The sequence below is a fragment of the Wolbachia endosymbiont (group A) of Clivina fossor genome (assembly GCF_964026865.1).
GTDB lineage: Bacteria > Pseudomonadota > Alphaproteobacteria > Rickettsiales > Anaplasmataceae > Wolbachia.
In genome coordinates this window covers 77,483-93,957 of the sequence record NZ_OZ034707.1, presented here as the reverse complement: position 1 = coordinate 93,957, position 16,475 = coordinate 77,483, and the positions used below count along the sequence as shown (strand labels likewise).

17 protein-coding genes and 1 pseudogene are annotated in these 16,475 nt (G+C 34.9%); 14 read left to right on the top strand and 4 right to left on the bottom strand.

Going from position 1 to position 16,475, the window contains the following annotated elements; genetic code table 11:
* Positions 1-22: 22 nt before the first annotated feature.
* The 12 genes from AAGD99_RS00490 to AAGD99_RS00435 all read left to right on the top strand — a co-directional run bounded on the left by AAGD99_RS00490 (position 23) and on the right by AAGD99_RS00435 (position 8,797).
* Positions 23-1,429 carry a phage tail tape measure protein gene (locus tag AAGD99_RS00490; RefSeq protein ID WP_341822288.1) on the top strand — a complete coding sequence of 469 codons (1,407 nt, stop codon included), beginning with the start codon at positions 23-25 and terminating at the stop codon, positions 1,427-1,429.
* Positions 1,430-1,774: a phage tail protein gene (locus tag AAGD99_RS00485; protein ID WP_341822286.1), complete on the top strand. Its 345-nt coding sequence runs from the start codon at positions 1,430-1,432 to the stop codon at positions 1,772-1,774.
* Positions 1,771-1,977 (top strand): tail protein X, encoded by a 207-nt coding sequence (locus AAGD99_RS00480; protein ID WP_341822285.1) that lies wholly within the window; start codon positions 1,771-1,773, stop codon positions 1,975-1,977. Before AAGD99_RS00485 ends, AAGD99_RS00480 begins: the two co-directional genes overlap by 4 nt.
* Entirely contained in the window at positions 1,977-2,930 is a 954-nt protein-coding gene (locus tag AAGD99_RS00475) for a contractile injection system protein, VgrG/Pvc8 family (RefSeq protein WP_341822284.1), read from the top strand. Before AAGD99_RS00480 ends, AAGD99_RS00475 begins: the two co-directional genes overlap by 1 nt.
* 54 nt (positions 2,931-2,984) lie before the next feature.
* On the top strand, positions 2,985-3,512 hold the full coding sequence (locus AAGD99_RS00470; RefSeq protein ID WP_341822283.1) for an ankyrin repeat domain-containing protein: 528 nt from the start codon (positions 2,985-2,987) through the stop codon (positions 3,510-3,512).
* A gap of 60 nt (positions 3,513-3,572) precedes the next feature.
* The gene (locus AAGD99_RS00465) at positions 3,573-3,806 is read left to right on the top strand and encodes a hypothetical protein (RefSeq protein ID WP_341822282.1); all 234 of its coding nucleotides are present in this window, start codon (positions 3,573-3,575) and stop codon (positions 3,804-3,806) included.
* Between the two features lie 27 nt (positions 3,807-3,833).
* Positions 3,834-4,013, top strand: a complete 180-nt coding sequence (locus tag AAGD99_RS00460) for a patatin-like phospholipase family protein (protein WP_410529919.1) — start codon at positions 3,834-3,836, stop codon at positions 4,011-4,013.
* On the top strand, positions 3,982-4,872 hold the full coding sequence (locus AAGD99_RS00455) for a patatin-like phospholipase family protein (RefSeq protein ID WP_341822281.1): 891 nt from the start codon (positions 3,982-3,984) through the stop codon (positions 4,870-4,872). The genes AAGD99_RS00460 and AAGD99_RS00455 overlap by 32 nt, the downstream gene beginning before the upstream one ends.
* Positions 4,873-4,883: 11 nt before the next feature.
* Entirely contained in the window at positions 4,884-5,516 is a 633-nt protein-coding gene (locus tag AAGD99_RS00450) for a hypothetical protein (RefSeq protein ID WP_341822280.1), read from the top strand.
* A 975-nt stretch (positions 5,517-6,491) separates the two neighbouring features.
* On the top strand, positions 6,492-7,301 hold the full coding sequence (locus AAGD99_RS00445) for an ankyrin repeat domain-containing protein (RefSeq protein WP_341822279.1): 810 nt from the start codon (positions 6,492-6,494) through the stop codon (positions 7,299-7,301).
* Between the two features lie 5 nt (positions 7,302-7,306).
* Positions 7,307-7,666 carry a hypothetical protein gene (locus AAGD99_RS00440; RefSeq protein WP_341822278.1) on the top strand — a complete coding sequence of 120 codons (360 nt, stop codon included), beginning with the start codon at positions 7,307-7,309 and terminating at the stop codon, positions 7,664-7,666.
* A 116-nt stretch (positions 7,667-7,782) separates the two neighbouring features.
* Positions 7,783-8,797 (top strand): IS630 family transposase gene (locus AAGD99_RS00435; RefSeq protein ID WP_341822277.1). Its coding sequence is split into 2 segments (ribosomal slippage): positions 7,783-8,247 and positions 8,249-8,797, totalling 1,014 coding nucleotides; the frame shifts between segments, so codons are not numbered across the junction.
* A gap of 63 nt (positions 8,798-8,860) precedes the next feature.
* Here the strand turns inward: AAGD99_RS00435 and AAGD99_RS00430 are convergent.
* A complete protein-coding gene (locus AAGD99_RS00430; protein ID WP_341822276.1) occupies positions 8,861-9,604 on the bottom strand; it encodes a helix-turn-helix transcriptional regulator in 744 nt (247 codons plus the stop codon).
* Between the two features lie 246 nt (positions 9,605-9,850).
* Between AAGD99_RS00430 and ligA the strand changes: the two are divergent.
* Positions 9,851-11,914, top strand: a pseudogene (gene ligA / locus AAGD99_RS00425) (NAD-dependent DNA ligase LigA).
* Positions 11,915-12,215: 301 nt separating this feature from the next.
* Here ligA and AAGD99_RS00420 read toward each other — a convergent pair.
* Together AAGD99_RS00420 and AAGD99_RS00415 are read right to left on the bottom strand one after the other, a co-directional pair.
* On the bottom strand, positions 12,216-13,193 hold the full coding sequence (locus tag AAGD99_RS00420) for a helix-turn-helix domain-containing protein (RefSeq protein ID WP_341822274.1): 978 nt from the start codon (positions 13,191-13,193) through the stop codon (positions 12,216-12,218).
* Positions 13,194-13,368: 175 nt separating this feature from the next.
* Positions 13,369-13,887 carry a hypothetical protein gene (locus AAGD99_RS00415; RefSeq protein WP_341822273.1) on the bottom strand — a complete coding sequence of 173 codons (519 nt, stop codon included), beginning with the start codon at positions 13,885-13,887 and terminating at the stop codon, positions 13,369-13,371.
* Positions 13,888-14,050: 163 nt separating this feature from the next.
* Here AAGD99_RS00415 and AAGD99_RS00410 point away from each other — a divergent pair, with 163 nt between their 5' ends.
* Complete coding sequence (locus tag AAGD99_RS00410) at positions 14,051-14,998, top strand: Rpn family recombination-promoting nuclease/putative transposase (RefSeq protein ID WP_341822271.1); 948 nt, start codon at positions 14,051-14,053, stop codon at positions 14,996-14,998.
* On the opposite strand, the gene AAGD99_RS00405 is transcribed toward AAGD99_RS00410, so the two are convergent.
* The gene (locus AAGD99_RS00405) at positions 14,980-16,437 is read right to left on the bottom strand and encodes a hypothetical protein (RefSeq protein WP_341822270.1); all 1,458 of its coding nucleotides are present in this window, start codon (positions 16,435-16,437) and stop codon (positions 14,980-14,982) included. The genes AAGD99_RS00410 and AAGD99_RS00405 overlap by 19 nt on opposite strands.
* Between the last annotated feature and the right edge of the window lie 38 nt (positions 16,438-16,475).

Below are 16,475 nucleotides of genomic sequence, written 5' to 3'. Positions count from 1 at the left end.
TTCGTCTATTTATTTTTAGGAATTGGTATTAGTAAATGCTTTCGTTATGTTAGGAAAACAACCAAAGAAAGCGGCAGAAATGATAAATGGTGTGCTGGTAAAACTTCAAACGGCAGGGAAGCAAGGAGATGAATTTAGAGAAACACTAGAAGAAATCGGGATAGATATAGAAGAGCTTGAGGAAAATATCAAGAAAAACCCTCACAAAGCACTACTGGATTTTTTTGAAATTTTAAAAAAAATAGATAAACATGATCGGGCTGGCATTCTGTTAAAACTCTTTGGACAGGGAGCAGAAGATGATATAGCGCTACTACTTGAAAACTCAGAAGTATATGGAAAAGTGCTGGACTTACTAGCTGATAAAAAGAAACGTACAAACTCGTTGGAAGAAGAATTTAATGACCGTGTGAGTACTACAGCCAACCAATTGCGATTGCTGAAAAACTCAATAGCAGAAGTAGGAATGAATCTGGGTTCAGTGATGTTGCCTATTTTAAAACCTATAGTTGAATGGTTAAAATGGGGAAGTGAACGTATAGCTTTATTTGCAGAAAAATATCCCACTGTAACTACAGCAATCATGGGTACCATAGCAGCACTAATAAGTCTTAAAGTTCTATTAGTAGGTGGTGGTTATATACTTAGTCTTTTCATGGGAACAGTTTGGAGTTTAGCGGCAAAAGCAATAGCAACATTTTCTTTTCTATTGACTTATGCTATTCCAGCGGTAATTACTGGACTGAGTGTTTTAAAAGCTACAACTCTGAGCTTAGCAATAAAAGCTTTCCCTCTGCTATCATTAGCTCTTTCTGCAGTAGGAGGAGGATTAAGAATCTTAACAGCAGCAATGATAAGTAATCCTATAGGAGCAGTTATTGCTGCAATTGCAACTGGTGCAACACTTATTATAACTAACTGGCAAAAGGTAAAGAACTTTTTCTCTAGCATCTGGGAATACATAAAATCGATAATAAAACCCATTGGAGAAATGTTTTCATGGATGGGAAATACTGTTGGTAGCATATTTGGAAAGGTTGCCGAAAATAGCCCACTGAAAGAATTTGAAAAAAGAAAAAGTATTGTTACTGAAATAAAAGCAGTCCATACTCCCCTTAAAAGCAGCATTTCTAGTAATCTGTTGAATAACAGTGCAATAAAAGAAATATCTGAGAGAAGTAGAAATAACAAGAGCTTTATTGAGGAGAAAAAATCCGTAGAAGATAATCAAGTTGATAAAGTATTTGAAAAAAATAGATTTGAAAAAAAGGAGTCAAAAACACATAACCAGACATTTAATCAAACGTTTAATATAATTGTTAAAGCGGAGCCTAACCAAGACGCTCGTAGCATTGCAGATGCAGTAATAGAAAGATTCAGAGAACAAGCAAGAGGGGCTCTTTTTGATGTTGTGGAGGAAATAAATTAAGTGTTATTTGGGCAATGTAAGTTTGATCCAGTAAGCCTCAGGCGCAGTAAAGAGCACAGGTGGCATACAATTGAATGCATCGAGAAGATATCACTGCAGAATATTGGTTCAGGAAGTGAGAATATTGATTTAACAGGAGTGATTTATCCACATCGTCAAAATGGTAGTTTAGAACAACTAAGAAATATGTGCGATATCAAAGAACCAAATGTTTTAGTTTATGGCTCAGAGGTACTAGGAAACTTTGTAATTACCCATATAGAAGAAAAACAGGAATCATCTTTTCCATGTGGATTGCCAAGAAAGATTGAGTTTCAATTGAAGTTAAAAAGTTATAATAAATGATTTACTATTTTACCAAAGAGAATGAGATGCTGGATTATATTTGTTGGAAACATTATGGGTACAGCTCTGGATCAGTAGAAGTGGTCTTGGAAAAAAATCCTGGACTTGCAGAGTATGGAAGCTTTTTGCCTGCAGGACTGAAAATTAAGTTGCCTGAGATTCAAAAGATATCACAGAAGTCTGTTGTAAAAATTTTAGATTAATGAGACCTGATTTTGATATAATAGCTGAGGATAACTCCATTATAGAGAGGAGCAGCTTAATATCTCTGCGTATCATTGACGAATCTGGTACAATGAGTGATGAAGTTGAAATATGTCTTGAGCATGGAAATAATGAACTCCGGGGTGAGTTGGAAGTTTTTCTAGGGTATAAAGAGACAGGGCTATTATCTATGGGTGTTTATATCGCAAGTGAAATCACAATACAAAGTCCACCACAAATCTTAAGAGTCAAGTGCTGTGCAGCAAATTTCAAAGGATCATTAAAAGAAAAGACATCAAAAGAATGGAAAGAAATTACTTTAGGTGACTTAGTAAGAAAGATAGCAGAAAAGCACGGATATGAGGTGAAAATAGCACAAAAATTTGAAGATATATTTATATCGCATATTACCCAAACCGACGAAAGTGATATGAATTTTTTGAAAAGGATAGGAGATGAGTATGAAGCAACGGTAAAGCCTGTAGGAAAATGTATAATTTTTATTCCCAAAGGAGGAGGAAAATCAGCAACAGGAAAGGTTTTAGGCACAACGTTACTGACACCCAAAGATGTGATAAATTGGAAAGTAAATTTTAATGTACGTAGTAAATATGGATCAGTTATAGCAAAATGGTACAGCTATGAAAGAGGAGAAACCATAGAAGAAAAAGTAGGCAATGAAGAACCAAGTTATCCGATATATAAGCTTTATCCTACTGCAGAATTAGCGATCAATGCAGCAAGTGCTAAGCTCAGACGATTAAAGCAAAATGAAGCAAAATTAAACATGACAATACCTGGCAATCCAGAGTTATTTGCAGAAGCTAAAATTAACTTATTAGGTTTTTGTCAAGAAATAGATGGAGAATGGGTAATAGAAAGGGCAGAGCATATTCTAGATAATAGGGGATATCAAACTATGATAGAAGCGGTAATAAGCAGAATTAATTAAAGAAAATTTAAGCAAGTGGTGGTCTAATGCCAAGCAGGAACAATAAAGTGTACCATGAACAGAAATTTGAGAAGAGCTCTTCGAGCAAGCTCAACAGATGGATTAATTTTTCTGATAATATTGATAGTGTGTGTTGTTGCTATATATTCCTTCTTATTTGATAAAAAGGATATTAATGATGATATTTATACCACGTTACAAACTGCAACTAAGAACTGTGACTTGGAAACTGTGAAATCATTAGTAAAAAAGAGTAAAGATGCTTCAAGTATTAGTAAAAAAGCATTATATCATGCTGCAAAGAAAGGATGCTTAGAAATTGTCACATTTCTGTTAGATGAAGGAGTAGATATAAATACTAGCTTAGCACTACTTGGTGCCGCTGACGGTGGTCAATTGGAGGTTGTAAAACTTTTGCTGGAGAGAGGAGCCAATCCTCACGTTATAGGCTGGAAAGGGAGAACTGCAAAAATTGTAGCAATAAAGGAGTCATTTTATCCTGTAAATAAGGGGCGTTACGAATACGAAGAAATAATAGATCTGCTTAATCAGGCGGAAAAACAGTATAAGCCAGAGCAATAAACTGTACATACAACACACAGTACAAATTTTCAACAATTATCTACAATAAATTATTACATTATGCAAAATCAAAAAATCCCAATAACAGTAATTATCACTATAGTAATACAGACCGTAGCAACAATTTGGTGGCTCGCCAAGCTAGATTTACGGGTACACATGCATGATAAATTTATAGAGCAGAACAACGGATTGACCGTTACGGTATACCGGCTTGAGGAGAGAATAAAAAATCTTTCTGAGGAGCTAGATGAGTTTAAATTACAAGTTTTAAGCGGAAAAATTAAACCTTAATATCTTTATCTAAATTTTCATTTCACAATGACTAAATATATTTTGTCCGTTGACGGAGGAGGCATAAGAGGGATAATTCCTGCCATTATTCTCGCAGAAATAGAAAAGAGAGCAAGGAAGCCTATTTCTCAGATTTTCGATCTAATGGCAGGTACTTCAACCGGTGGGATTGTTGTTGCTGGATTGTGTAATACCAATTCTCAATAATAATGAGACAAATGAAAAAGAGTGCTTTCCGCCTATAACTGGAGGTTTAAGTGAATTTATCGTATATTCTATTTGTCTTCCCAATAACGAAGTTTGGTATAAGAAAGATGAACGGGGAAATCCTCAATATTCAGCTAATGATTTAGTTGAGCTTTACCAGGAGTATGGAGCATATATTTTCAAGTCTTCATTCTTCAGGCAGTCAATATTATCTTGGTTTAACTGTGCACAATACCCACACAAAAACATCGAATCGATATTGGAAAAATATTTTGGTGAAAATATTCTCAAAAACACTTTAAGCAAGGTACTGATTACAAGTTACGATATTCACAATAATTTTCCATTTTTCTTTAAAAGTTGGAGGGAAGATAGAAATTTTATCAAGTTGAAAGATGCACTCAGAGCCACAACAGCAGCACCAACATACTTTGCACCTAAGTATTTAGAAGTTAGTCAAACAGAAAGAGTGTTAGTAGATGGAGGAGTATTTGCCAATAACCCAGCGGCTTGTGCATATGCAAATAGCAAAAAACTTTTCCCTAATGAAGAAATAGTGCTGGTGTCAATTGGCACTGGTAGACTATCTAATCGAATCAAGTACAGAAAATTAGGAAAGATAGCCTGGATAAAGCCTCTATTAAATGTGATGTTTGCTTCGAGCCTTGATGTAGTAAATTACCAGCTAGGTAACGTAATGGACGACAGATACATCAGGATACAATCACAACTGACAATAGCGTCGGCTGAGATGGATAATGTAACACCTAAAAATATTAAATGTCTGCAGCAGGAGGCAAATGCAATGATAGAAGGTAATCAAAAAGTAATCGATAAATTTTGCGATATCGTATCTTAATTTACATAAAAATGCCAAGCAAACTAAAGAAATTATACCACAAAGCAAAGAAAGGTTTAAAAAACATAGTTTCGCCCAAAAAACATAAAACTGTGACTAAGGGGCAAGAAGCTAAAATTTTAAACGATAAGCCAAAACCGCTACATGAGCAACCTCTAAAGTTGATGGAGAAGACCTCTAAAGTAAAAAAAGATAAAAAAGGAATAAAAGAAAAAATAAAAAGCTTCAAAACGAAGAAAGCAAAACCCGTAGAGAAAGAGCTAAAAAAGGGTAGCATATTCAAAAAAGGCTTCAAAAAGCTAAAAGCAAAAGTAAAAAAATTAAACCCCATAAAGGTTAAGAAAAATAAGATAATCGGGAGCAAGAAGCTAGCATTTTTACTGACATCTGGCACGATTGTGGCAATTTTGCCGATGTTCAATTTAGCTCCTCTTTCAGCATTAGCCATAACTTCTGCATGTGTTTTCAGTATAAACTTTATCGCAGTTAAAACGCTAAAGAAATTTATCAAACAACGCAAATTAGCAGCAGAATCTAAAGAAGAGTCAACTCTACTAGCTGAACCAAGCAAGCCGGAAGAAGAAATTCAAGATGTATCAGTCGAATTAATAAAAGAAGAATCTAAGCAAGTTTCTAGAGAATAGACTTAGCTATTTATTACTGCATTTGTTGCAGCAGACAAACCACCCAAGAAAAGGAAATAAATTTTGCTTGTAAAGTCTCCTCTTCGTTACCCTGGAGGGCGCCGTTTCTCAAATTATTAATAAATATATTCCAAAAGAGTTATCTACGCTTTGCTCCCCTTTTATAGGTGGAGGAGTTAGCGTTAGCTAGCAGAGGTTTATGGCTATGACGCCTTTGAACCATTAGTAAAATTTTGGCAGGTGCTTTTAGAAGATCCTTGCGGAGGTAGTTAGAAAATATGACATCTACCATGTTTTATCTCTTGCAAAAAACACCTTGCAAGATAGAATTTGCAGCATTTTTTGCATTAAATCTTTCAGCGGTACAACATTGTCGGGCGGTATGTCTCCAGACGCTTTACACTAAGTTCAATAGAAAGATTGGCAAAATTTTCAATTAAAAATCTTACTGTGGATTTAGCTGACTTTAAAAAAAGTATTCCTAAACATGCAAATATATTGTGATCCTCCTTATTTAATTGATCAAAAACTATACGGAAGAAGAGGTTGACCATGAAGAAACTTTTGTCGACTCGCGATGGATGGGTTTTATCGTATAATGACTGCGAGGAAATACGGGACATGTATACAGGGCATCGTATCATTACACCCAAGTGGACGTATGGAATGGGTAACTCTAAAAAATCGAATGAGATTTTAATCTTGAGTAAGGACTATAGCAAGTTTCAGTATCGCGGTCAAAAAAACCAGTAAGTAAAGAAAATTCAGAGCAAATTTCCCAATAATAGATATCTATATTAATAGATTTACTTAAGTACCTTTCTATTTTTATTTAAATATTATCTTTTTAATAAAATGCACTAGTAAAATACAAATTTTATTTGTAAAAATAACAAAAAGTGAGTGCATAGTTAACAATTTAAAAATATTTGTCGCTGCATACTTTAATACAAACTCATTTTTTGTGAGGGCATTATGAGGGTTGAAAAGATTTTAGATGAAGCATCAAAGAAAATCTATAAGTTTAGAAATCCTAGCCTCTTTTCTTTATTAGTTAGTGCAGTCTTCAAATGGATCATAAATAGTAGATTGGGTGTTCGTTTTTTACATTTTGCTGCAGAAAAGAACTTTTATAATATCATTCGATTCCTTGTCAAACATGGTGCTAACGTTGATGCTGCAGATAGAGAAGGCAATACAGTACTACACGTTGCTTCCATATTTGGCTTTATCGAAATAGTACAAACTGTTGCAGCAAGGACTGAAAATATTAACGCCTATAATATTTACGGTAATACTCCTTTACATTTTTCAATAAAGTATAAGCAATTGTATGCTATGCAAAGGCTATTACGATATGGTGCCGATATTAATCGCCTAAATGGTCTAGGTGAGTCACCTCTTCATATAGCTGTAAAATGTGCTGATGGAGTAATGTTGGGATTGCTGATAAAGGGAGGCGCCTTTCTCGAAACTAAAAATGCAGAAGAAAGTACTCCTTTGCACCTTGCAGTTTCATTAAATAAAAAAGAGTATGTGGAGATTTTATTGCGAAGCGGGGTAGATGTTAACACAATTGGGAAAAGTGGTTGTACTCCTCTGCACCTTGCTGTTATGAAAGGCAATAAAGAAATTGTCGAGTTATTATTAGATAGGAAGGCAAACGTTTATCTGGAATGTTTTCATAATTCTAATAAAGGTTACACAGCACTGGAGGCTGCTGTAGCAAATCGAAACGAAAAAATTATAGAATCGTTTCTGCTTCATGGAATAACTTTGGGGTAGTGGAAATGTCCTACGAGCAGATTTCTATATGTAGCATAATACTAATTATTGCTATTAAAATATTTTCTTTTTTTAGGAAACGAGCGTATAAAAGTCTTATCAGAAAGGTGTCACTAAAAGAGAGTGAAGAGAAAATTGAACATAATCTTGATGACATCCAAGTTTATAAAGAAAATCTAAAAATAATTGGTGTTGCAAAACCGATAGGTAAATGGACAAAGATGGCTATACTCAATAATGAATTGATGCAGCGTTTGGCACGATTGATAAAGGAAGAAGGCGATGAGAAGGGATACTGGGAGCTATTTGTAAAGGCTCAGTCTTCATCTCGAGGTATATATAAGGGAAAAGCACGGTCTAAATGATCAACTCTTTTTTACTACACTTAACATGTCTTGCATCTCATACCAATTCCTAAAAATAAATAGACGAATAAAGAAAAATTTCTAAAATAGAATAATTTAAGAATTAGTGGGGAGTTATGGCAGGAAAAAGTAAAGCAATAGGAGAAGAATTATATAATAAGTGTAACCTGGAATTAAAGAAGCACGGCATAAGAGGAGAGATAGGAAGAAGATTACAGGCAATAATATCTGCAAAAGAATATGGAATAACAAAAGTTGCTCAAATATACCGAATTACTAGAACTACATTGATGAAGTGGATTACAAGATTTAAGGAAGGAGGAGTCAATGCGTTTAAAATACAACCAGGACGTGGAGTAAAGCCGAAGTTGAGCTACAAGCAGCAAGAAGAAATTAAAAATGTCATAGCAGAAGAAGGAGCCAACCTAACGGCTAAGAAATTAAAAATCATAATTGAGAAAATGTTTTCTATTGAGGTAAGTAAGTCTACAGCACATAGACTGATGCAAAAGTTAGGTTTTTCGTATATTACTCCAAGGCCTGTGCACAATAAACAGGATAAAAATAAACAAGAAGAGTTTAAAAAAAAATCTTAATGAAACTATTGTCACGTATCCCGAAAAAGAGCTATTTTTCTTCGATGAGTTGCGGTTTGGCACACATTCAAAGATTGGACACGGGTGGTTTAAAAAAGGCATTAGGACACAGGTTAAGGTAAAATTAGGTAGGCAAAACTTTTATCTCTATAGTGCAGTTAATCCTAGAAATGGAGAGAGTTCTAGCTTATTCGTACCAAACGTCAATACTGATTGTATGAATATATTCCTTGAGCAGATGTCACAATATTTAGGAACAAGGGAGGCATTTCTTGTTGTGGATTGTGCAGGATGGCATAGATCCAAAGGTTTAAAAATACCACAAAATATTACCTTAATCTATTTACCTCCATATTCACCAGAGTTAAATCCAGTAGAGCGTTTATGGCAATATTTGAAAGACAATCTCATTAAAAATAGAATATATGACTCTGTTAGTTTATTGGAGGATACTGTATGTGCATTCATTCGTAATATTACGGAAAGTTCGATCAAAACCATTTGTTCTGTGAGTTATTTGCCTACTTATTTATGAGATTTGGTATCACTACCTCCCTCAAATTTTAAGCATGATGTGAAACTTTAATTTACAAAGATTTTAAATTTCATTCTTCTCTTCACTAATCTGTACTACCCTAGACAAAAGAGAATATAGTAAATCTTTTAACATTTGATCTTCTACTTTGTGGTATTCCTTCATTATATTTAATATCTTGCCTTCACCATCCTCATCTTCACAATAACTTTCTGCTTTAGATGTAGGCAGTAGAGCTCCAGAATGTAATGACAATCCTTTTGCTATTTTAGGTGCAATTTTGAACGATGCCTCCCCTTGCTCATAATAGACTATTTGCCAATCGGGCATTCCGCTTTTATCTGCTGATTCTGCCCGTGTATATCCTCTTGCAAACCGCCAATCTTTTGCCTTTTGTGCCATTTGGTATTTTACAGGTTTTATCTCTGTTGTAACCTTTCTAATTTGAATCCCCTCTGACACACATCTGGTTAATGCGCACACCGCATCACGAACTTTTTGGTCCTTAATTCTTTTTAGGTTTTGCACTAAATCAAAAGCCTTCTTGTCTTCGCTATTAATACAATTTATTGGTTTGGGAAAGAAATATTCAATATCACGCGATGATTTGTTTGCTATCTTCTCGAGAGTATCAGGTGGAATACTGTGTACCCTTCGCTCATACTTTTCTATTAGTGACTTTGCTACACCAATTTTTTCTGCGAAATTTGCTTGAGAGCATTCTAACTCTAGCCTAACATCTTTTACCTTTTGAATTATATGGTAGCATAAAGAATTAGGATCGATTTTCTTCTCGGTAGTAGTCATTTTTTTCACAGGTATTTAAATGTACACAGTATTATTGCATTTTATTAAAATTTCACTACGGTTGACTTCAGATTGAGAAGACCCAGTTCAGAAATCTCTAATAGTTAAATAACTTTCTATCTTTATTTAAATGTTATATATTTAATAAAATATACTAGCAAAGTGCAAAAATATATTCGTAAAATATATAAAAAGTGAATGTATGAGTCAATAATTAATTTACAATTGTCGCTGTATACTGAAACAGTGGTTGAGGTAAAAATTATGACTGAAAATACATTAAAACTACAAGAAGAAATAAAGCGTCACAACGAGTTGTACTATCGGGAAAATACGCAAGAAATAACCGATGCAGAGTACGATGAACTGGTAAAAAAGGTAGATATTCAAACCGTTGGTACTGCGCCTGATAGAAGATTTTTAGAGGTGGAACATATTGTACCAATGCTCTCGTTGGACAAGGCTCATGGACGAGATGAAGTTGAAGAGTTTCTTGCTAGGGTTAAAAAACTTCTGAATGTACATGAGTTGGAAATCATATGTGAACCAAAGATCGATGGTGTGTCGTTTTCTGCAATTTATGAGGATGGTATATTCATTAAGGGTTTAACTCAAGGTGATGGCCATTACGGTGAAGATGTAACAAAAAATGTTGCAACTATAGCAGGATTGCCTAAAGTTTTACCTGATGTAAAGGGCAGATTGGAAGTTAGGGGCGAAGTCTATATAAGAAATGACGATTTTTTAAAATTAAATAAGGATAATCAATTTTCAAATCCACGCAATACGGCATCCGGTTCATTAAGACAATTGAACCCAGAGGTTACTGCCAGTAGGCCATTGAAATATTTTACTTATTCTTTGATTGGCGGAACAGAAAAGACTCAATTTGAAGTATTAAATAGACTGAAAGAACTTGGCTTTTGTGTTAATGAATATAAATTTTTAGCAAACAATGTAGGCGAAATGTTGGAGTTCTATGATCGAATCTATAGCAATCGTCATAATTTAGGCTATGATATCGATGGCGTAGTCTACAAGGTTAATGATTTGAAATTACATGATAGATTAGGAAATACTAACAAAGCACCACGTTGGGCAATGGCACATAAATTACCTACAGCGTGTGGAAAAACCAAGATAAAGAAGATATCAGTACAAGTGGGCAAAACTGGTGTACTCACTCCAATCGCTGAATTGGTGCCAATAAACATAGGTGGGGTGGTCGTTACTAGAGCAAACCTGTATAATCAAGATGAAATCAAGCGTAAAGATATACGTGAAGGCGACATCGTGGTAGTAGAGCGGGCAGGCGACGTCATTCCAAAGATTGTAGAAGTTGATAAAAGTTCTCGCCCTGAAAACACACCTAAATTTAAATTTCCTAAGATTTGTCCAGAGTGTGGCAGTTCAGTATACAAAGTTCCAGAAGAAGCGGCAATAAGATGTTCAGGTGAAAACGTTTGCCCAGCACAATAAATAGGAAAGTTAAAACATTTTGTGGAAGTTCTTGACATTAAAGGTTTGGACAATAAGCAAATAGGGCTCCTTTTCGACCTTGGCCTGATAAAACAAATCCCTGATATTTTCACTCTCGAAGAAAAACTCAAAAGTTTCAACTTAAGTGAGCTAAAGGGATGGAATAAAAAATCAATATCTAATTTATTGAACTCAATCAACAGCAGAAGAACTGTAACGCTTGAAAAGTTTATAACTTCTTTGGGAATTAGATTCGTAGGACCACATGTAGCAAAATTACTTGCACGACATTATAAATCTTATGAAAATTGGCAATCTGCTATGACTCAATTATCGTCTAGTATATCCAGAACAAGTGAGATTTCCTTAAATCCTGTTGCCAAAGATTCTGCTAACGATGATATCACGATATCACTAACCGTAAGCGTGGTAAGCGATGGCAAAGCTTTCTTTGAGTTAGTCGAAACTAGTGGTGTTGGCGAAAAGAAGGCAGAGTCTTTAGGAGATTTCTTTTGCGAGGAAGACAACATCAAAATGGTAAACGACCTTGCCTCTCAACTAAAGATTGAGCCTGTAAGTGCTAATGTTAGTAATTCCCCTTTTAGTGGAAAAATAGTGGTTTTCACTGGGACCCTCTTGACAATGGAAAGAAAGGAAGCGCAAGCAAAAGCTGAATCTTTAGGTATAAAAGTTAGCTCTAGTGTGTCCAAAAATACGGACTTCTTGGTTGTCGGCGAAAAACCTGGGTCAAAGCTCGAAAAGGCTAAAAAGCTGGGTGTTAAAATTTTAACTGAGGAAAAATTTAATAAATTAATCTTGGGAGAAGAATAAACCCTTCTCGATCAATTCTTGTATCTACTTTTTAAGAATGGCACCTACGATTTTATTTGTTAGGCCCTTTTGAGTATACCCTCGCATTGGCATATAATTTTCTACTTTTTGTGCTATTTTACACCTTGTAGTACACTTTGTGTTATTGTTAGTTTTTTTTGAAACCATACTTTTTTATAAAAACAACCACATATATTGTATCATAAAATTTTATCAAAGTCTATTATTTTTTTCCACGTATCCATAAGCTCTATATGAAATTTTTGCTATGCAAGATCCAGCCTTATTTTAACTTCAACTTTTAGGCTTCAAGTTGCTTGATTTCTGCAGCAGATACACCAGTTATTTGGGGGATAACATCGATAGAAATGCCTGACCTGAGTAGGTTATTTGCAACTTTGATCCCCTCTGCTTTGTTAATCTTTTCTTTGTAAATTTGCCTTCTTTGGGATAAAAATTCTACCCATATACCCAGTTCGTCTAGTGATTCTTGATCGTCAATTTTTTGACACTCTCTCGCCAAACTTAATCGCTCATTTTCTCCTTCACTATCTTCATAATAATCTTCTTTCGTTGGTTTAGCTATAAGATCGTCAACATCCTTTGATAATTCTACTGCTATTTCCCATAACGTTTCACCTAAAATGATAACGTTCCCTTGTTCACAGTTGTGTATTTTCGAACGTGATACACCGAGCTTTTCTGCTAAATATTCTTGAGCATATCCTCGTACTATCCTCCAATTTTTTATCTCTTCTCCTTTGTTTTGACGCTTAGGTATTTTTTTCTCTTTGTTGTCATATTCGTCAGCTAATAAACCAGTCGCTTGGTAGATAATGTCAACAGAAAACCCTGCTTTAAGTAGATTTTGTGCTATTCTTACCCTTGCCTCTTTTGCATTACTTTCCTTCTGAGCTCGGACAGATTGGGTCAATGCATAAATTGCCTTGCGTGATTCTCGCTTTCTTGTTTGTGCCGTGAGATTGTATATTGCTTGTTCCTTGGCTTTATCAAAACAACAGTTTTCTCTTAGTACTTTTCGTCTAGGAAATAGACCTCCAGCCTTAGTTGAGAATGCGTCCGCTAGTCTTTTTATGTCTTTAGTTGGAATACCTTGTACCCCTTGTTCATATCTTAGCAGCGTATAGTAGTTTATGCCTGTTTTATCTGCTAAAGCTTTCAGGGTATATCCTCGCTTTAACCTCCAGCTTCTTACTTTTTGTGCTATTTTGTATCTTACAGGATTAATATGCTTTGTACTATTGTAACCAGTGGCCACTTTTGTTTACAGAAAGGAACATATATACCAGATTTTTTGCTATAGCTTAAGAAATTAAAAGCTTTTGAACGCTTTGGAAAAGCTAGGCCTCAATGCAGTCGATCTTATATGATCCAAATTTCGTATTGGCTGTAGGTGGAGAAGGAAGAAAACCTCTCCCTTCTCGTAGTAATCTTCAACGTTTAACGGAAGTTGTTTTACTATCCTCATTTACCCTGTTTACCCATGACAATGTTTCACTTGAGTCATTTTTGCTAACAGCCTTTATTTTTTCTGCGGCTTGCTCTTTACTCCACATGCCACTTCTCTTGAAACCTCCTTCTTTTATTGCCTCTTCGATTGTCTTTCCTCCTAATAGGCAATTTTCCCTTATTGCTCCTCCTTCTTCTTGTAATTTCCCCCACGTTTCTTTGTCTTCTACTATTACTTGTACTCGATCGTAATTTTCTGTATCGTGGCACAATCTAATTTTTACCTCACCATGGTCTGAATGAAGTGTCATCGTAAGGTCGCCACCGTCTGATAAACCGGTATAGTTTCTTTCACCTCCTTTTTCGACTTTTACTTCAACCTCGTTATCGCCTATTTTCATGATGTGACCTCCCAATTCTACCCAGCCTTTGTTTAGACCTAAATTTCTTGTACCTTCTAGTACTTTTGCAGGCTCTACTGTGCTACCCTCAGAAAATTTCATATAAAAGGACGTCTAAGGTGCGTAGTAGCATTCTAAAGCCATCTATGGGAGACATTTTTTTCATCAACGCATTCAAAACTTAAAAAAATAAACTAAAAATAAAAAACTTGAACATTTCTTCACAATTGTGTATAATTATTAATGCTTTTTAGGTTAATGTCTTATGGCTTTTTCTAAATTTCTAGATCCTAAATTTGACCTGTCCTTCAAACGAGTGTTTGGCACTGAGAAAAATAAGAATATCCTTATTCACTTTTTAAATGACATCTTAGGCTTTACTGGTGTTAACACTATACAAGATGTTGAGTTTCTTAGCACTATCATGAATCCTGAAATTGCTTCTGATAAACAAAGCATTGTTGATGTTCTTTGTAAGGATTCATACGGAAATAGGTATATTGTGGAAATGCAACTCGCTCGTGATAAAGGCTTTGAAAAACGTGCCCAACTTTATGCTGCTAAAGCTTACTCAAGACAATCTGGCAGTTACATTGATTTTAAGAAAGTATTCTTTATTGCTATTTCCAATAGTACGCTATTTCCTCCAGAGGTTGAATATCTTTCCACTCATAATATACGAGAGATAAAAACTAATGGCCATTATCTAAAGGATTTTCAATTCGTCTTTATTGAGTTGCCGAAATTTACAAAAAACAAAGTAGAGCAACTAGAGAGCACAGTAGAAAGGTGGATTTTCTTTTTCCGGTATGCAGAAAATACTACAGATAAAGACCTAAAAGATATTGCAGAGAAAGCCCCAATAATCAAGTTAGCATATGATGCATTAGACAAATTTAGTTGGAGTGAAAAGGACCTAGCGGCATACGAAGAAAGAGTCTTGAATGTACAGAAAGAAGCTGCTATTTGGGAACAACGCCTTGATGATGCTTCTGCTAAAGGTAGACTAGAAGGTAGACAAGAAGGCATCCTAATCGGTCATGAAAAAGGCAGAGAAGAAGGTAAGCAGGAAGGTAGGGAAGAGGGCAAAAAACAGGCTAAAATAGCTGTGGCTAAAAATTCACTTAAAGCAGGTGTACCTATTGATGTTATCGCTGAAATCACCGGCCTTTCTGTGAATGACATTAAACAACTTCAGGAAGAAATTGTCTGATATGATCTTTGTAGTTGCTTTTCCACAGTTGGATCATTTAAATAAGCTTGAGGTTCATTGTCTGTTTTTACTGGCAGTTGGCTTTCTAATCGACTAACATTAGTAAAAAAAGCAGTAGTAAGATTACTAGCCATAAAATTAACTGCTCCTTTAACTAGCTGTTCTAATAAAGATCGTTTCGGCTTACGTGTTTGCTCTGCCTCTTCAATTTCACGTTTTGAACCTATAAAAGGAATTACTTTGGTTGCTTGTACTACTTCTTCTATGTTCTTACTATTTTTCAAGCTATCAAGATATTCTCTAGCTGTCATAATTACTTCTTTTTTATTTAGATGGTCTTGAAGTTTTTCGCTACTTAAATTCATATCAGCATTGATAAGCAACGGTACACTACCTTCCACATTAATCTTTGTTCCAAAGTCATATAACTGTACTCTAGATAATTCCTGACCATTAACCTTAATAAGACCAAGCTCCTTATCTTGCTCTGCTAGAAGTTGACGCTCTGTTTTAATTTCTTTTGCTAAAATTTGTTTATCTTCACTAGATAGTAGGTTATTAGCTTTACCAACATCAAAGTGTTCAACAAGAAAACCTTTTTCTTCTATTTTATAACCAGCAAACTTCACTGCTTTTTCTACAATCTTCATAAGCTGATCAACACTTTTTAACTCAGAAATAAACGCTGCATTACTATCAAAATAAGCATAGTTATCATCAGTTCTATAAATGGCAACTACGTGATTACTTGTTACTAAATGAATAGCAAAATCACCCTTAACTCCAGCTATGTAATTTGATAAATCACCAAATGTTTTGTAGCCCTTAGTATGAATTGAGCTTGAAGGTAAACTATTCGTAACAGAATCTAGTTGTCGTTCGAAATTATCAAGTAATTTACTTAAAGCAAAAACTTCTCTTTCCTCCCCTTCAGATATCTGCTTACCTTGAGCTATGCGCTCATAAATTTCAACTGAAGTTTCTAAATTACTTAAAAACGATTTGTCACTCTGTAAAAATAAAGCTTGAGATAAGCCACGTGTAATTGTTACACATTTACCATCAGTCTTAACTCCACGCTCTTCAAATGAAGGTAAATAAAGCCCTTGTTCTACTGGTTCAATGAATGATACAAATTTTGATAAGCGCAACTGTTCTTTCTTATTATGGTACACTGACTGTATTTGTTTTTCCCTTGTTCCTCGTCTCGGGGATAAATCTCTTGAGCTACCTGCTGCTGTGTCTAAAATTTTATCATCTTGTCTGTTCTTACTCCGATTGGTGGTACCCTTCCGAGTTTTTCTCTTAGCTTTAGGATCACTCTGTTGTAGACTATCTAAATTTTGTCCTTGCTCCGTTCTACCAGATGAGCTACTTGACTCAAGGCCTACATTGGTTATTTTGTCTCCTTCACTAATATTCTGTTCATCTAATACCAATTCCTAAAAATAAATAGACGAATAAAGAAAAATTTCTA

Coding starts and splice junctions, on each gene's coding strand:
- AAGD99_RS00480 (WP_341822285.1), top strand. CDS start 1,771: ATGATTTACTATTTTACCAAAGAGAATGAGATGCTGGATTATATTTGT.
- AAGD99_RS00475 (WP_341822284.1), top strand. CDS start 1,977: ATGAGACCTGATTTTGATATAATAGCTGAGGATAACTCCATTATAGAG.
- AAGD99_RS00470 (WP_341822283.1), top strand. CDS start 2,985: ATGAACAGAAATTTGAGAAGAGCTCTTCGAGCAAGCTCAACAGATGGA.
- AAGD99_RS00465 (WP_341822282.1), top strand. CDS start 3,573: ATGCAAAATCAAAAAATCCCAATAACAGTAATTATCACTATAGTAATA.
- AAGD99_RS00460 (WP_410529919.1), top strand. CDS start 3,834: ATGACTAAATATATTTTGTCCGTTGACGGAGGAGGCATAAGAGGGATA.
- AAGD99_RS00450 (WP_341822280.1), top strand. CDS start 4,884: ATGCCAAGCAAACTAAAGAAATTATACCACAAAGCAAAGAAAGGTTTA.
- AAGD99_RS00445 (WP_341822279.1), top strand. CDS start 6,492: ATGAGGGTTGAAAAGATTTTAGATGAAGCATCAAAGAAAATCTATAAG.
- AAGD99_RS00440 (WP_341822278.1), top strand. CDS start 7,307: ATGTCCTACGAGCAGATTTCTATATGTAGCATAATACTAATTATTGCT.
- AAGD99_RS00430 (WP_341822276.1), bottom strand. CDS start 9,604: ATGACTACTACCGAGAAGAAAATCGATCCTAATTCTTTATGCTACCAT.
- AAGD99_RS00415 (WP_341822273.1), bottom strand. CDS start 13,887: ATGAAATTTTCTGAGGGTAGCACAGTAGAGCCTGCAAAAGTACTAGAA.
- AAGD99_RS00410 (WP_341822271.1), top strand. CDS start 14,051: ATGGCTTTTTCTAAATTTCTAGATCCTAAATTTGACCTGTCCTTCAAA.